The 15,805-nt window shown below is 70.3% G+C and carries 7 protein-coding genes and 1 pseudogene; 3 read left to right on the top strand and 5 right to left on the bottom strand.

The annotated features are described in order from the left end of the window. Positions 1–14: 14 nt before the first annotated feature. On the bottom strand, positions 15–2,528 hold the full coding sequence (locus ACGFNI_RS06955) for a DEAD/DEAH box helicase (protein ID WP_393681480.1): 2,514 nt from the start codon (positions 2,526–2,528) through the stop codon (positions 15–17). Positions 2,529–2,661: 133 nt separating this feature from the next. On the opposite strand from ACGFNI_RS06955, the gene ACGFNI_RS06950 reads away from it, so the two are divergent. After that, positions 2,662–3,453: a metal-dependent hydrolase gene (locus ACGFNI_RS06950; protein ID WP_393681300.1), complete on the top strand. Its 792-nt coding sequence runs from the start codon at positions 2,662–2,664 to the stop codon at positions 3,451–3,453. Between the two features lie 284 nt (positions 3,454–3,737). Here ACGFNI_RS06950 and ACGFNI_RS06945 read toward each other — a convergent pair whose 3' ends face one another. Together ACGFNI_RS06945 and ACGFNI_RS06940 are read right to left on the bottom strand one after the other, a co-directional pair. Next, positions 3,738–5,519 carry an ABC transporter ATP-binding protein gene (locus ACGFNI_RS06945; RefSeq protein ID WP_393681298.1) on the bottom strand — a complete coding sequence of 594 codons (1,782 nt, stop codon included), beginning with the start codon at positions 5,517–5,519 and terminating at the stop codon, positions 3,738–3,740. 434 nt (positions 5,520–5,953) lie between these two features. Beyond that, positions 5,954–7,855: pseudogene (locus ACGFNI_RS06940) on the bottom strand (ABC transporter transmembrane domain-containing protein); the annotation flags it as partial. Positions 7,856–8,688: 833 nt separating this feature from the next. On the opposite strand from ACGFNI_RS06940, the gene ACGFNI_RS06935 reads away from it, so the two are divergent. Beyond that, on the top strand, positions 8,689–9,438 hold the full coding sequence (locus ACGFNI_RS06935) for a L,D-transpeptidase family protein (protein WP_393681296.1): 750 nt from the start codon (positions 8,689–8,691) through the stop codon (positions 9,436–9,438). 99 nt (positions 9,439–9,537) lie between these two features. On the opposite strand, the gene ACGFNI_RS06930 is transcribed toward ACGFNI_RS06935, so the two are convergent. Beyond that, on the bottom strand, positions 9,538–11,073 hold the full coding sequence (locus ACGFNI_RS06930; protein WP_393681294.1) for a Gfo/Idh/MocA family protein: 1,536 nt from the start codon (positions 11,071–11,073) through the stop codon (positions 9,538–9,540). Between the two features lie 349 nt (positions 11,074–11,422). Here ACGFNI_RS06930 and ACGFNI_RS06925 point away from each other — a divergent pair, with 349 nt between their 5' ends. Continuing rightward, positions 11,423–12,802 (top strand): alpha-amylase family protein, encoded by a 1,380-nt coding sequence (locus tag ACGFNI_RS06925; RefSeq protein ID WP_393681292.1) that lies wholly within the window; start codon positions 11,423–11,425, stop codon positions 12,800–12,802. Between the two features lie 58 nt (positions 12,803–12,860). Here ACGFNI_RS06925 and ACGFNI_RS06920 read toward each other — a convergent pair whose 3' ends face one another. Further along, on the bottom strand, positions 12,861–15,803 hold the full coding sequence (locus ACGFNI_RS06920) for an FAD-binding and (Fe-S)-binding domain-containing protein (RefSeq protein ID WP_393681290.1): 2,943 nt from the start codon (positions 15,801–15,803) through the stop codon (positions 12,861–12,863). Positions 15,804–15,805 lie beyond the last annotated feature (2 nt).

Here is a 15,805-nt window from a genome sequence, read left to right as displayed (position 1 = left end):
CCGCCGAACCCCTTTCACAGCTGACCCACATCCGTGACCCGCACCACCGCGCGCCCCTCCTCGTCGGAGGCGGCCAGATCCACCTCCGCGGAGATGCCCCAGTCATGATCGCCGTTCGGGTCGGCGAAAGTCTGCCGCACCTTCCACAGCCCGTGCTCGGCGTCCTCATCGATCTGCAGCAGCTTCGGGCCCCGCGCATCCGGACCGGTGCCCAGCTCGTCGTACTCGTCCCAGTAGGCGTCCATCGCATCGCCCCAGGCGTCGACGTCCCAGCCGGAGTCGGCATCCATCTCGCCGAGCTCCTCCACCTTGTCCAGCGCCGCCAGCTCCACCCTGCGGAACAACGCATTGCGGACCAGAACCCGGAACGCCCGCGCATTCGACGTGACCGGCCGGACCTGATCGGCCCGCTCCGCGGCCTGCTCCGCCGTCTCCACCTCGGGATTGGCCAGCTGCTCCCACTCGTCCAGCAGGCTGGAGTCCACCTGGCGCACCATCTCGCCGAGCCACGCGATGATGTCCTGGAAATCCTCGGACTTCAGATCGTCCGGCACGGTGTGATCCAGCGCCTTGAACGCGCTCGCGAGGTAACGCAGCACGATCCCCTCGGTACGCGCCAGCTCGTAGAACGACGTGAACTCCGTGAAGGTCATCGCGCGTTCGTACATGTCGCGGATCACCGACTTCGGCGACAGCGGATGGTCACCGACCCACGGGTGGCTCTTGCGGTACAGCCCGTAGGCGTGGAACAGCAACTCCTCCAGCGGCTTGGGGTATTCGACATCCATGAGGCGTTCCATGCGGTCCTCGTACTCGACCCCATCCGCCTTCATCTGGGCGACGGCCTCGCCACGCGCCTTGTTCTGCTGCGCCGCGAGGATCTGCCGCGGATCGTCCAGCGTGGACTCCACGACCGAGACCATGTCCAGCGCGTACGACGGCGACTCCGGATCCAGCAGGTCGAACGCCGCGAGCGCGAACGTCGACAGCGGCTGGTTCAACGCGAAGTCCTGCTGAAGGTCCACGGTCAGCCGTACGATCCGGCCCTCCGCGTCCGGCTCGTCCAACTGCTCCACGATGCCGCCGTCCAGCAGCGACCGGTAGATCGCGATGGCCCGACGGATGTGCTTGAGCTGGTTGCGGCGCGGCTCGTGATTGTCCTCCAGCAGATGACGCATCGCCGTGAAGGCATTGCCCGGCCGGGCGATCACCGACAACAGCATCGTGTGCGTCACCCGGAAACGCGAGGTCAGCGGCTCGGGATCGGAAGCGATCAGCTTCTCGAAGGTGTTCTCGCCCCAGTTGACGAAACCCTCCGGCGCCTTCTTGCGCACCACCTTGCGGCGCTTCTTCGGATCGTCACCGGCCTTCGCCAGCGCCTTCTCGTTCTCGACGACATGATCTGGAGCCTGCGCCACGACAAACCCCGCCGTGTCGAAACCGGCCCGCCCCGCACGCCCGGCGATCTGGTGGAACTCCCGCGCCCGCAGCGTCCGCACCCGGGTGCCGTCGTACTTCGTCAGCGCCGTGAACAACACCGTGCGGATGGGCACGTTGACCCCCACACCCAGCGTGTCCGTACCGCAGATCACCTTCAGCAGACCCGCCTGCGCCAGCTTCTCGACCAGCCGACGGTACTTGGGCAGCATGCCGGCGTGGTGCACACCGATGCCATGACGGACGTAACGCGAAAGATTCCGACCGAACTTGGTCGTGAACCGGAAATTCCCGATGAGCTGCGCGATCTCGTCCTTCTCCGCACGCGTACACATATTGATGCTCATCAACGCCTGCGCCCGCTCCACCGCCGCGGCCTGCGTGAAATGCACGATGTACACCGGCGACTGATGCGTCTCCAACAGCTCCGTGAGCGTCTCCGTCATCGGCGTCGCACGGTACTCGTACGACAGCGGAACCGGCCGGGTGGCCGACCGCACGACCGACGTCGGCTTCCCGGTACGCCGGGTCAGATCCCCCTCGAACCGCGACATGTCGCCGAGCGTCGCCGACATCAGGATGAACTGCGCCTGCGGCAGCTCCAGCAGCGGAATCTGCCACGCCCAGCCCCGGTCCGGCTCCGCGTAGAAATGGAACTCGTCCATCACGACCTGCCCGATGTCGGCATCCTTGCCGTCCCGCAGCGCGATCGAGGCCAGCACCTCCGCCGTGCAGCAGATCACCGGAGCGTCCGCGTTGACGGACGCGTCACCGGTCAGCATGCCGACGTTCTCGGTGCCGAACAGCTTGCACAGATCGAAGAACTTCTCCGACACCAGCGCCTTGATCGGCGCCGTGTAGAAGGTGACCTGATCATGGGCGAGCGCGGTGAAATGGGCGCCCGCCGCCACCAGACTCTTACCGGAGCCCGTGGGCGTGGACAGGATGAGATTCGCCCCCGAGACCACCTCGATCAGCGCCTCCTCCTGGGCAGGGTAGAGAGTGATCCCCTGCTGTTCGGCCCAGCTCGAAAAAGCTTCGAAGAGGGCATCGGGGTCGGCGTCTTTCGGCAAATGATCGATAAGGGTCACGCCCCCATACTGCCTGCCCTCGACCCGTATCCGGGAACCGGCCACTCATATGGAGATCATCTGACGCTACGCTGTGTCGCCGACCGGGCGTCAGAAACGCGAGATCCAAGAAAACAAGGGGTGGAGAACGACCATGATGGGACCGGCGCATTCGCTGTCCGGAGCCGCGGCCTGGCTGGGAGTGGGAGCGGCAGCCGCGACCGCCGGGTATCCGATGCCCTGGCCCGTGCTCGTCTGCGGAGCTCTGATCTGCGCCGGGGCGGCGCTCGCGCCCGACCTCGACCACAAGTCAGCCACCATCTCGCGAGCCTTCGGACCGCTCTCGCGCATGCTCTGCGAACTCGTCGACACCCTCTCGCACGCTGTGTACAAAGCCACCAAGATGCGTGGCGACTCAAACCGTGCCGGAGGGCACCGCACGCTCACCCACACCTGGCTGTGGGCGGTCCTCGTCGGCGGTGGAATGTCCCTCCTCGCCACCCAGGGCGGACGCTGGGCGGTGCTCGGCATCCTCTTCGTCCACATGGTGCTCGCCATCGAAGGTCTGCTGTGGCGCGCGGCACGCGTCTCCAGCGATGTCCTGGTGTGGCTGCTGGGCGCGACCATGGCCTGGATCCTGGCCGGCATCCTCGACCAGCCGGGCAACGGCGCGGGCTGGCTGTTCGCCGAACCGGGCCAGGAGTACCTCTGGCTCGGCCTGCCGATCGTCCTCGGTGCACTGGTCCACGACATCGGCGACGCCCTGACCGTCTCCGGCTGCCCCGTGCTGTGGCCCATCCCGATAGGCCGCAAGCGCTGGTACCCGGTGGGCCCGCCGCACGCCATGCGCTTCCGGGCCGGCAGCTGGATCGAGCTGAAAGTCCTGATGCCCGCCTTCATGCTGCTCGGCGGCATCGGCGCCCTGGGAGCCCTCGGCTACCTCTGACCGCCCTGCCACAGCGCTGCCGCCACCACCATCATGGCGACGGGTGGGCCGAGTCGGCTCACGGTGCCCGGAGGCGGGAAGGCCCCGACATTCGCCTCGGCCCGCCCGATGCGGCGGGGGCGGCGGCCCACGGCGCCTCACGGCGACCGGCTGTCCGTAACGCCGTAGCCCGTTTCCGCCCGAGGGGCGGAGAACCGACGCTGACGGTCCACGCGCGCCAGAAGCACTACGGCGCCACGGTCCCGAGCCGGAGGACGGCTCAGGACCGGAACGGTCCGCCGCCGTCAGCTGTGCCAGGAGCGCCAGAGAGCTGCGTAGGCACCGTCCGCGGACACCAACTCCTGATGGCTGCCGAGTTCGCTGATCCTGCCCTGCTCGACAACGGCGATCACATCCGCGTCGTGCGCGGTGTGCAGGCGATGGGCGATGGCCACGACCGTCCGCCCGTCCAGGACCTTGGCCAGGGACCGTTCCAGATGCCGGGCCGCCCGAGGGTCGAGCAAGGAGGTCGCTTCGTCCAGTACCAGTGTGTGCGGGTCGGCCAGTACCAGACGGGCCAACGCGATCTGCTGGGCCTGGGCCGGGGTCAGCGCATGGCCACCCGAACCGACCTCGGTGTCCAGCCTCTTGTCGAGAGCCTTGGCCCACGCGGCGGCGTCCACCGCGGCCAGCGCCGCCCACAGTTCGCCCTCACTCGCCCGCGCGCGGGCCAGCAGCAGGTTGTCACGGAGCGACCCCACGAACACGTGATGTTCCTGATTGACCAGCGCCACATGCTCACGGACCCGTTCCGTCGGCATCTCGGAGAGCGCGGCGCCTCCCAGGGTGACCGTGCCGGCACGTGGCCCGTAGATACCGGCCAGCAGCCGCCCCAGCGTCGACTTCCCCGCGCCGGATGGCCCCACCAGTGCCACCCTCGCGCCGGGACGGACCCGCAGCGACACCTCGTGCAGCACGTCCACCCCCGCCCGATAGCCGAAGTACACCTCGTCGGCGTGCACGTCCCGGCCGTCGGGTGCCGTCGTCTCGTCGGCGGCTTCCGGCTCGATTTCCCGCACACCGACGAGCCGGGCGATGGACACCTGCGCCACCTGCAACTCGTCGTACCAGCGCAGGATGATGGCGACGGGCTCGGCCATCATCTGGGCGAGCAGCGCACCGGTCGTCAGCTGACCGGGGGTGATCCAGCCCTTCAGGACGAACACCCCGCCCAGCATCAGCACCGAACCGTGGAGCAGCACATGGGTCACGTTGATGACGGGGAACAGCACCGATCGAAGGAACAGTGTGTATCGCTCCCACTGTGTCCACTCGCGTACCCGGCGTTCGGAGAGCGCCACCCGCCGGGCGCCCAGCAGGTGCGCCTCAATGGTGCGTCCGGCGTCCACGGTCTCGGTGAGGGCCGCGGAGACCGCGGCATAGCCGGCGGCTTCGGAGCGGTAGGCGCTCGGGGCGCGGGTGAAGTACCAGCGGCAGCCGATGATGAGCAGAGGGAGGGCGACGAGAACGGAGAGGGCGAGCGGCGGCGCGGTCATGGTGAGTCCGCCGAGCAGAAGGATGATCCACACCGCGCCGATGGCCAACTCCGGCACGGCCTCGCGCATCGCTTCGGCGAGCCGGTCGATGTCGGTGGTGATCCGCGACAACAGGTCGCCGGTGCCGGCCCGTTCGAGGACGCTCGGCGGGAGCGCCACCGACCGTACGAGGAAGTCCTCGCGGAGGTCCGCCAGCATCCGTTCGCCGAGCATCGCCCCGCGCAGGCGCACGAGGCGGACGAAGACGGTCTGGAGGGCCAGTGCGACGGCGAACACCGCGATGGTCGGCGCCAGTTCGAGTTGCCGTGCTCCGGTGGACAGATCCTCCACCAGCCCGCCGAGCAGATAGGGGCCGACCATTGAGGCCACCACGGCTGCCGCGTTCACGCTGATCAGCACGGTGAAGGCGCGGCGGTGGCGGCGGATGAGGCCGCCCACATAGGCCCGTACGGTCGCGGGGGAGCCGACGGGCAGGGTCGTGGCGGTCTGCGGGGCATCCGGATCGTGCGCCGGCGGCGCCAGGCCGATCATGAGGTCTCCTCGGAGTGGGCGGCTTGGGTGGCCTGGGCAACCTGGTCGGTTTGGCTGGTTTGGCCGGTCTCGTTGGTGTGGTTGGTCGGGGTGTCGGCAGGTGGGGCGTGTTCGGGTGCGGGGGTGGTGAGGGCGCGGGTGCGGGTGCCGATGGGGGTGTTGGTGCCGGGGCCAACGCCGGTGTTGGCCCCGGTGCCAATGCCGGTGTCGGTGCTCGTGGTGGGGCTGATGCTGTTGAGGGGGGTGGCGTGGGGAGGGGAGGCGGTGGGAGCGGGGGAGGCGGAGGGGGGTGGGGCGGGGGCGGGGGCCCCACCCGGACGGGCCGGTGCGGCCGACTCAGTGGGCTCGGCGGGTTCGGCGGGCACGGCGGACTCAGCCGACCCAGCCGACTCGGCTGACTCGCTGATCCCGCCGGGTTCAGCAGGGTGACCGGGTTCGGTCTCGCGTGTGACGACGGCACGGTAGGCGGGGGTGGTGTGCAGCAGTTCGCGGTGTGTGGCCTCGGCGGTGACCTTGCCCTCGTGGAGGAAGACCACGTGGTCCGCCCTGTCCAGGAGGAGGGGGCTGGAGGTGAGGACGATCGTCGTGCGGCCGGTTCGGATGTTGCGGAGGCTGTCGGCGATGCGGGCTTCGGTGTGTGAGTCGACGGCGCTGGTCGGTTCGTCGAGCACCAGCACCTCGGGGTCGGTGACCAGCGACCTGGCCAGGGCGAGCCGCTGGCGCTGGCCGCCGGAGAGCGACCGGCCGCGTTCCGTGATGCGGGTGAGCATCGGGTTGCCGGACTCGTCGACGGATGCCTGGGCCAACGCCGTCAGGACATCGCCGCATTGCGCGGCCGACAACGCCTCGTCGATGCCGATGTGACCCGACGAGGGCACGTCGAGGAGTTCGCCGAGGGTGCCGGAGAGGAGCGTGGGGTCCTTGTCCTGGACGAGGACGGCGGCGCGTGCGGCGGTGCGCGGTACGTCGTCGAGTGGGATGCCGCCCAGGAGTACGGAGGTGGCTGTCCCGTTGAGGTGAGTTGTGGTGGGTGGGCCGTAGGTGAGGTCCGGGGTGATGCCGGGGCGAGGGGTGGGGGACTCCGCGATGTCGGCGGTGGTGGGGGGAAGCTCCGGGTTCGACGCGGCGTCACCAACACCCTTGGTGTCGGCGGTGTGTTGGTCCTCGGGGTCCGGGGCGGGGTCCGGTGGGTGTCCGCCGAGGCGGTCGGCGAGGCGTCCTGCGGCGTCGGGGTCGCCGCAGACCACGGCGGTGAGCCTGCCTGACGCGGCGGTGAGGCCGGTGACCGGGTCGTGGAGCTCCCCGGTCAGCGGTCCGTGCTCGGTGAGCCGGCCGCCGGTGGGGCGGCTCAGAGCCAGTACGCGGGCGGCGCGGTTCGCCGATGGCCTGGAGAAGGAGTACGCCATGGCGATCTCCTCGAAGTGCCGGAGCGGGAAGAGCAGGAAGGTGACCGCGCTGTAGATCGTGACGAGTTCGCCGACCGTGATGCGGCCGTCCAGCGCGAGCCGGACCCCGTACCAGACCACCGTGATGAGCAGCAGTCCTGGCAGGGCTACCTGGACGGCCGAGATCAGCGACCACATCCGGGCGCTGCGGACGGCGGCCTTGCGGACTTCCTGGGAGGCGCTGCGGTAGCGGCCGAGGAACAGTTCTTCGCCGCCGATGCCGCGAAGTACGCGGAGTCCGGCGACGGTGTCGGAGGCCAGTTCGGTTGCCCGGCCGGCCTTTTCGCGCTGGGCGTCGGCGCGTCGGGTGGCGTGCGGCAGCAGCGGGAGCACGGCCAGTGCCAGGACCGGCGTGCCGATCGCCACCACGATGCCGAGGGCCGGTTGGTAGAACACCAGCCAGACACAGACGCCGACCGAGGTCACGGCAGCCGAGCCGAAACGGGAGATCCCCTCGACGAACCATCCGATCTTTTCGAGGTCGCCGGTGCTGACGGCCACGATTTCTCCGGCGGCCACCTGCCTGGTCATGGCGGAACCCAGCTCGGTCGTCTTGCGGGCGAGCAGTTGCTGGACCCGGGCGACAGAGGTGATCCAGTTGGTCACGGAAGAGCGGTGCAGCATGGTGTCGCCGAGTGCGACCAGGGCGCCGAGGAGGGCGAGGAGGCCGCCGGCCAAGGCCAGTTGGTCACCGGAGCGGTCCACGACGGCTTGCACGGCGAGGCCGACCGGCAGCGGAAAGGCGGCCAGAGCGCCGGTGTGTACCAGGCCCCAGAGGAGGGCCTTGATCTGCCCGCCGAGCTGCTTCTTGTAGAGCCAGAGAAGGAATTTGCCGCCGGTTCGTACGTCTGGGTCGCCGGGGTCGGTGAACGGAAGATCGCGAATCTGCATGATGTCCAGGGGCGTGGTTGTGGTGGGTGGGGCGAACTGCCAGTGGGGGGATGTGAGGTGCCGACCGTCGCAATCGGTGACCGGTATTCGGTAACCGGCCGGTGTGAGGAGCAGGACGAGTAACACGCCGTCACCAAGCGGTTGTTGACGGCAGGTATGCCACGGTCGGCCGCGTATGACCGACCGTGCATGACCGACCGTGCATGACCGACCGTGCATGGCTGGCCGCGTATGACCGGCCGCGCATGGCCGACGGCAGGCCCAGCCCGAGCGGTCACCCTTCAGGAAGCGGCAGGCGCCGCCCTCCCCAGCGAGCGCCGACGACCGGAGCGGAGCCGTCCGCCTCCACTCCGGCTCGTGTCCGCCCGCGTCCTGACCCGCTCACATCGGTTCGTCGCTCACATCCGTGTCCTTCGTGCCTGGCCTGGCTTGGCTCGTGTGCGTGTCGGTCGGTGCGTATCGCCACGGTCGTTCAGGGGGGCGGCGCTTCGTGCCTGCGATACCAACTCGTCCACCAGCCTTCGGTTGTGGGACGAGCGCTCGCCCCTGTTGCTCGTCGCATCCCGTACGAACCGGCCCCCTTGGCCATGACCGTGCCCGTGGCTCCGCGCCACAGGTCTGTTGCCGTTGCCGGTATGCGTGTGCGGTGTGCGGTGTGCGGTGTGCGTGTGCGGTGGACCGTGCGGGGGCGAGTCATGGAAGGCTGGCGTGTCGGGCGGTCGATTTCAAACGGTTTTTCCGGGCGTCGGGCGGATCGGGCCAGGCGCGTGCCGTACCGGCGTAACGGGCGGTCGCCGAAGGTTGTTCGGGCCTGCGGTGGGACCATGGGGCTCATGCGAAGCGTGGGCAGTGCGATGCGGACGGCGGCGGTGGCCGCGGCGGGGCTGGTTCTCCTGGCGGGCTGTGGGGGCGGCACGAGCGGTGGCGAGGGTGGGCAGGGCGACGGAGCGGGACAGGGGAAGCGGCAGGGTGGGCAGGCGCACGCCTCCGCCACCACGCATCTGCGGAACGTCCCCGGTGTCGGCGCGACGCTGCGCGCCCGCATCCCGTCCGGCTCGCGCCAGGTGGTGGCCGTCTACGGGAAGGGTGCGGATTCCGCCGGCTCCACCGTCGTGTTGTACGAGAAAGGCGCCAAGGGGTGGGACCAGAAGGGGAGTTGGCCGGCACACAACGGTCGGCACGGCTGGAGCGTGGATCACCACGAAGGTGACAAGCGCAGCCCGGTCGGTGTGTTCACGCTGACCGACGCCGGCGGTGTGCTCGCCGACCCGGGTGCCCGTCTGCCGTACACGCACACGGCCGCGTTCACGCCGCCTGCGTACTGGTCGAAGAACACCCGGCACGACTTCGACTACGTCGTCGCCGTGAACTACAACCGCGTCAAGGGCACCTCCCCGCTGGATCCGGTACGCCCCGAGGGTGAGTCCAAGGGGGGCGGGATCTGGCTGCACATGGACCACGGGAGCGGTACGTCCGGCTGCGTCAGCATCTCCGAGTCGGGCATGGCGACGCTGCTGCGCTCGCTCGATCCGGGGCGGCACCCGGTGGTGGTCATGGGGGACAGGGCGCATCTTGCGAAGTGAGGCCGGGTGGGGCTGAATCCGGCCGGGCCGGCCCCCCCGGCGGGCGGGGGAGGACGCCACCCGCCTCCCCCCACCCGCCTATTCCGCCTTCTCCCCCTCCTACTCCTCCGGCCTGGCCGAATCCATCCCCGTCCGGGCGTGCTTCCACTGTCCGCGGGTGAAGTCGGGGAATTCCTGGGGCTCGCCCTTCGCCCTGAGTGAGGCGTCGCTCAGCGGGACCGGGGCGGTCCAGGTGGCCGCGTCGTAGACGTCGAAGTCAGGTACCAGGCCGAGCCGCATGCACTGCATCAGCCGGAAGACCATCATGTAGTCCATGCCGCCGTGGCCGCCCGGCGGGTTGGCGTGCTCCTTCCAGAGCCAGTGGTCCCAGTCCGCGTACCGGGCGAAGTCGCCCCACTCGTCGTTGTTCTGGTCGGGCTCCAGGTAGATCCGTTCCGGGTAGTCCTCGAAGACGCCCTTGGTGCCGCCGAGGCTGTTGATGCGGCTGTAGGGGTGCGGCGTCGACACGTCGTGCTCCAGCCGGATCACCCGGCCCTTGGCGGTCTGTACGAGGCTGATCGTCCGGTCGCTCTCGACGTACGACTCCTTCCAGCTCGGGTCGCCGGCCGGCATGTGCTCCTTGCGGTACGCGGCGAGCCCCAGCGCCGGTGTGCCGAAGCTGGAGATCCGTACGGCGCGGTCGCCGCGGTTGACGTCCATGTAGTTGGCGACCGGGCCGAAACCGTGGTTGGAGTAGAGGTCGCCGCGCAGCCGGGTGTGCCACAGGCGGCGCCACGGGCCCTCGTAGTACTCCGGGTCGAACATGAGGCCGCGCAGGTCGTGGTTGTACGCGCCGGCGCCGTGCAGCAGGTCGCCGAAGAGCCCGGCGTGTGCCATGCGCAGGACCCGCAGTTCGTTTCTGCCGTAACAGCAGTTCTCCAGTTGGAGACAGTGTCTGCGGGTGCGTTCGGAGAGGTCCACCAGCTCCCACAGCTCGTCGAGCCGGAGCGCCAGCGGGCATTCCACGCCGACGTGCTTGCCGTGCAGCATCGCCGTTCTGGCCATCTCGAAGTGCCAGTCCCAGGGAGTCGCGGCGTAGACGAAGTCGAGGTCGCCGCGCTTGCACAGGTTCGCGAAGTCGTGCTCGCCGTTGGTGTAGACGGCGGGTGCGGGCTGTCCGGCGTCGGTGACCTTCTTGGCGGCCTTGGCGGTCTTTTCCTTCACCGGGTCGCACAGCGCGACGACGCGGACGCCGGGGACGGCGAGGAAGAGATCGATCATGGAGCCGCCGCGGTTGCCGAGGCCGATGATCCCCACGCGTACGGTGCGGCGCCCTTCGAACGGTACGCCGATCATGGTCCGGCCCCGTGCCTCGGGTGCCGCCGTGCCGGACGCCCCGGCGCCCGGCTTCGCGGCGTCCGTGGTGGCCGCCGCCGCGCTGCCTGTCGTGAGCCCGCCGAGCCCGAGGCCCGCGCCGGCCGCGCCCGCGGTCCACAGGACCGAACGGCGGCTGGGGTGCGGCCCGTCGGGGCGGACGGCCTGTTCCGTGTCGTGGGTCCGTGGCGGATCGGCCTGCGGGTGCTCCGTCCTGTGGTCGCCGTCGGGCCGGTTCTGCGGGGGGTGGTGAGGGTGGTTCTGCGAATGGGCCTCGTTCATCGGTCCTCCAGGGATCGGATGGCGCGGTGCATACGTGAACCTCGGTCAGGACCCTGGCGGTTGGGCGGTACGACACACAAGAGGGCCGGTTGGATTCCTCGTTCGGCCCCTTGGACTCTTGTTCCCGGGGCCTGGCGCGGAGCGGGAACCGTGGTGTGTGAGGGGTGGCTGAGGCGGGCGGGACGGCCGCAATTTCTTTCGCAAGGCGTTGGAAAAAATTGCGGGAACCCTTGACGTGTGCACACGGAAACCGGCAGGCTCCGACCCGGAAACCCCCCACGGCGGCCCGGCGCCTGGCTGCTCTTCGTGGGCGCGGTGCGCCGCGCCCGACTGCCGAAGGAGCCGCAAGATGCAGCATCGTTCCCGTGTGCTGGGCGGGACGCTGGCCGGGGTACTGGCCGCGGCCGGCCTCGCCTCGTTCGCGCCCTGGACCTCGCAGGCCACCCCGCCGGGCGAGAAGACCGTCACCGCCACCATGTTCGAGCGGAGCTTCGCGGACGTCGCCACGTCCTGCACCGACGAACTCGGCCCGGCGGGCTACGGCTACGTCGAGGTGTCACCCGCGTCCGAGCACATCCAGGGCGGCCAGTGGTGGACCTCCTACCAGCCCGTCAGCTACAAGATCGCCGGCCGTCTCGGCAGCCGCGACGACTTCGCCGCGATGACGAAGGCGTGCCACGCGGCCGGCGTCAAGGTCATCGCGGACGCGGTCATCAACCACATGTCGTCAGGATCCGGCACCGGAACCGGAGGCACCCAGTACACGAAGTACAGCTATCCCGGCGTCTACCAGGACCAGGACTTCCACGGCTGCCGCAAGGACATCTCGAACTACGGTGACCGCAACGACGTCCAGACCTGCGAACTGGTGGGCCTCGCCGACCTCGACACCGGCAGCGACGCGGTCCGCACCACCCTCGCCAGGTACCTCGACGACCTGCGCTCGCTGGGCGCGGACGGCTTCCGGATCGACGCGGCCAAGCACATGGCGGCCGACGACCTCGCCGCCATCAAGGGCAAGATGACCGAGGACCCCGGCTACTGGGTGCAGGAGGTCATCTACGGCGGCGGCGAAGCGGTGCAGCCCGACGAGTACACCGGCATCGGCGACGTCGACGAATTCCGCTACGGCAGCCACCTCAAGAGCGCCTTCCAGGGGGGCAACATCGCCCAGCTCAGGTCGGTGGCCGACGGCAAGCTCGGCAGCGGCTCGGCCCGTACCTTCGTCGACAACTGGGACACCGAGCGCAACGGCTCGACGCTGACCTACAAGGACGGCGCGGCCTACACCCTCGCCAACGTGTTCATGCTGGCCTCGCCCTACGGCTCGCCCAACGTCTACTCCGGCTACGAGTGGTCCGACAAGGACGCGGGCCCGCCCAGCGGCTCCGGCGGCTGGACCGGCGAGCACGCCAAGCAGGAGATCACCGGCACGGTCGGATTCCGTAACGCGGTGGGCTCGGCCGAGCTGACCGACTGGTGGGACAACGGCGGCAGCGCCCTCGCCTTCGGCCGCGGCAAATCCGGCTTCGTCGCCCTCAACAACGGTGAAGGTGACCTCACGCAGACCTTCACCACCTCCCTGCCGGGCGGCACCTACTGCAACGTCGTCAAGGCCGCGGCTGACCACTGCGATGGCAACACCGTCACCGTCGGCGACGACGGCACGGCGCAGCTGACCGTGCCGGCCAAGAGCGCGGTGGCCCTGCATGTGGGCGCCAAGAGCTGATGCCACAAGGGCTGCGCCCGGTCTCCGTACGGGAGGCCGGGCGCACCCTTGTGTCGCGTCATCCGGTGGCCGTCGGCGGCCGGGTGGCCCGCTCCAGCTCCACCAGCACCGAGTGGTAGGCGGGGCGGCCCAGCGCGTGGTCCATGCCGACCTCGCACATCCGGTTCGCGGACAGGTAGGCGTCGAAGGTGCGGGCGCCGACCTCGGCGGCTTCCCTCGCGGTCGCCGACTCGGTGAGTTCCCTGTGCAGCATCCCGCGGTCCCCGGCGAAGGCGCAGCAGCGCAGGTCGTCGGGGACCACGACGTCCCGCGCGCACGCCTCGGCGACCTCCCGTAGCTGCGCCTCGTCGCCCAAGTGCCGCATGGAGCAGGTGGGGTGGAGGACGGCGGAGCCGGTCGTCCGGTGGATCTCCAGGTGCGGCAGGAGTTCGCGCGCGGCCCAGACGACGGAGTCGACGACCGTCAGCTCGGCGTGCAGGGCGCGGTTGGCCGGGGTCAGGTAGGGGGTCACCTCGTGGGCGATGCCGAGGGTGCAGGAGGAGGCGTCCACGACCAGCGGCAGCCGTCCGCCCGCCGTCCAGCCCCAGGCCGCCTCGACGATGCGGTTGGCCATCACCACGGTGCCCCGCTCGTAGCCCTTGGAGTGCCAGATCGTGGCGCAGCAGGTCCCGGTCACGTCCGGCGGGATCCACACCGGCTTGCCCGCCCGCCCGGAGACCGCGACCACCGCTTCCGGCAGCGGGGGGCCCAGGTCGCAGGCGGGGCCGCCGAAGATGCGGTTCACGCAGGCCGGGTAGTAGACCGCGACCGCGTCCGCCCTGGTGGTGGCGGGCAGGGTGCGGGCCGCGGCGCCGGGGATCTGCGGCAGCCAGCGCGGTACCAGGTCGGGGCGTACGGCCTTGCGGGCGGCGTCGGTCGCCGACTCAAGGAGTCGGTCGTCGATCCGGCGGGCGGCGGCCACCGCGAGGCGGGCGGCCCGTTCGACGGTCGCGAAGTGCCGGGCGAACAGCGCGGCCGACCGTTCCTCGCGCGGGGAGTGCCGCAGGTGGCGGAAGTCCTTCATCATCGCGCCGGTGTCGATGCCCACCGGGCAGGCCAGCTTGCAGGTGGAGTCGCCGGCGCAGGTGTCGACCGCGTCGTAGCCGTAGGCAGCGAGCAGCGCGTCGTTGACCGGGGATTCCGGTGGCTGCCGCAGCATCTCGCGGCGCAGCACGATGCGTTGGCGTGGGGTGGTGGTCAGGTCCTGGCTGGGGCAGGTCGGTTCGCAGAAGCCGCATTCGATGCAGGGGTCGGCGACCGCCTCGATGCGCGGGATGGTCTTCAGGCCGCGCAGGTGGGCCTTGGGGTCGCGGTCGAGCAGGACGCGCGGGGCGAGGATGCCGTGCGGGTCGACGAGGCGCTTGATCCGCCACATCAACTCCGTTGCGCGCGGCCCCCATTCACGTTCCAGGAACGGGGCGATGTTGCGGCCGGTGGCGTGCTCGGCCTTGAGTGAGCCGTCGAAGCGGTCGACGACCAGCGTGCAGAACTCCTCCATGAAGGCGGCGTAGCGCGCCACGTCGTCGGGGCGGGCGGCGTCGAAGGTGAGCAGGAAGTGCAGGTTGCCGTGTGCGGCGTGGCCGGCCACCGCCGCGTCGAAGCCGTGCAGGACCTGGAGTTCGCGCAGTGCGACGCAGGCGTCGGCCAGCCGGTCGGGCGGTACCGCGAAGTCCTCGGTGATCAGGGTGGTGCCGGCCGGCCGTGAGCCGCCGACCGCCGTCACGAACGCCTTGCGGGCGCTCCAGTATCCGGCGATGGTGCCGGCGTCACGGGTGAAGGCGTTGGTGACGGAGCCGACCGGGATCACCAACTCCAGGTCGTCAAGCAGCCGTTCGGCGGTCTGCTCCCACGCGCGCAGCGCGTCCTCGTCGGGTGCCCGGAACTCCACCAGCAGTGCGGTGGTGTCCTTCGGCAGGTCCGCCCAGTCGGCAGGCACCCCGGCGACGCTCACCGAGGCGCGCAGGGTGTTGCCGTCCATCAGCTCGACGGCCCGCGCGCCCGCCGCGTTGAACCGCGGTACGACCGTGGCCGCCGCCCGCAGGGTGGGGAAGAACAGCAGCGCGGTGGAGGTGTGACGGTCCAGCGGCAGGGTGTCGAAGACGGTCTCCGCGATGAAGCCGAGGGTGCCTTCGGAGCCGACCGCCAGGCCGCGCAGGATCTCGGCAGGGGTGCTGCCGTCGAGGAAGGCGTCCAGGCGGTAGCCGTTGGTGTTCTTGATCTCGTACTTGGCGCGGATCCTGGCGACCAGGTCACGGTCCGCCTCGATGGTGGCCTTGAGCGCGAGCAGTCCGGCGCACAACTCGGGCTCGGCGTGCGCCAGTTCCGCGTCGGCCGCCGGGTCCGCGGTGTCGACGAGGGTGCCCGACGGCAGGACGAGGGTGACCGATGCCAGCGTCCGGTAGGAGTTGCGGGTGGTGCCCGCGGTCATCCCTGACGCGTTGTTGGCGACCACGCCGCCCAGGGTGCAGGCGACGGCGCTGGCCGGGTCGGGCCCCAGCAGCCGGCCGTGCCTGGCCAGCGCCGCGTTGGCGCGCAGCACCGTCGTGCCGGGCCTGATGCGGGCGCGGGTGCCGCCGTCGAGCACCTCGATGCCTGACCAGTGCCTGCGGACGTCGACGAGGATGTCCTCGCCCTGCGCCTGGCCGTTGAGGGAGGTCCCGGCGGCGCGGAAGACGACGTGGCGGCCCTTGCCGTGGGCGTAGGAGAAGACCGCGGAGACGTCGTCGATGTCTTCGGCGAGCACCACGACCTGCGGGACGAAGCGGTAGGGGCTGGCGTCGGACGCGTAGCGGACCAGGTCGGAGAGGGTGTGCAGCACCTTGTCGGGGCCGAGCAGCGCGATCAGGTCGCCGCGCAGCGGTTCGGGGGTGCCGGGTGCGCGGGCCGCGGCGACCCGGTCGGGGGAGGGGGCCCCGGTCGCGGCGGGCCGCAGGGCCCCGGGCTTCGGCTCCAGCAGGGGCATGG

The organism is Streptomyces sp. NPDC048644, assembly GCF_043199105.1.
GTDB lineage: Bacteria > Actinomycetota > Actinomycetes > Streptomycetales > Streptomycetaceae > Streptomyces.
Note: the sequence above shows the minus strand (reverse complement) of the source record. Positions and strands in the feature narration are given on the sequence as shown.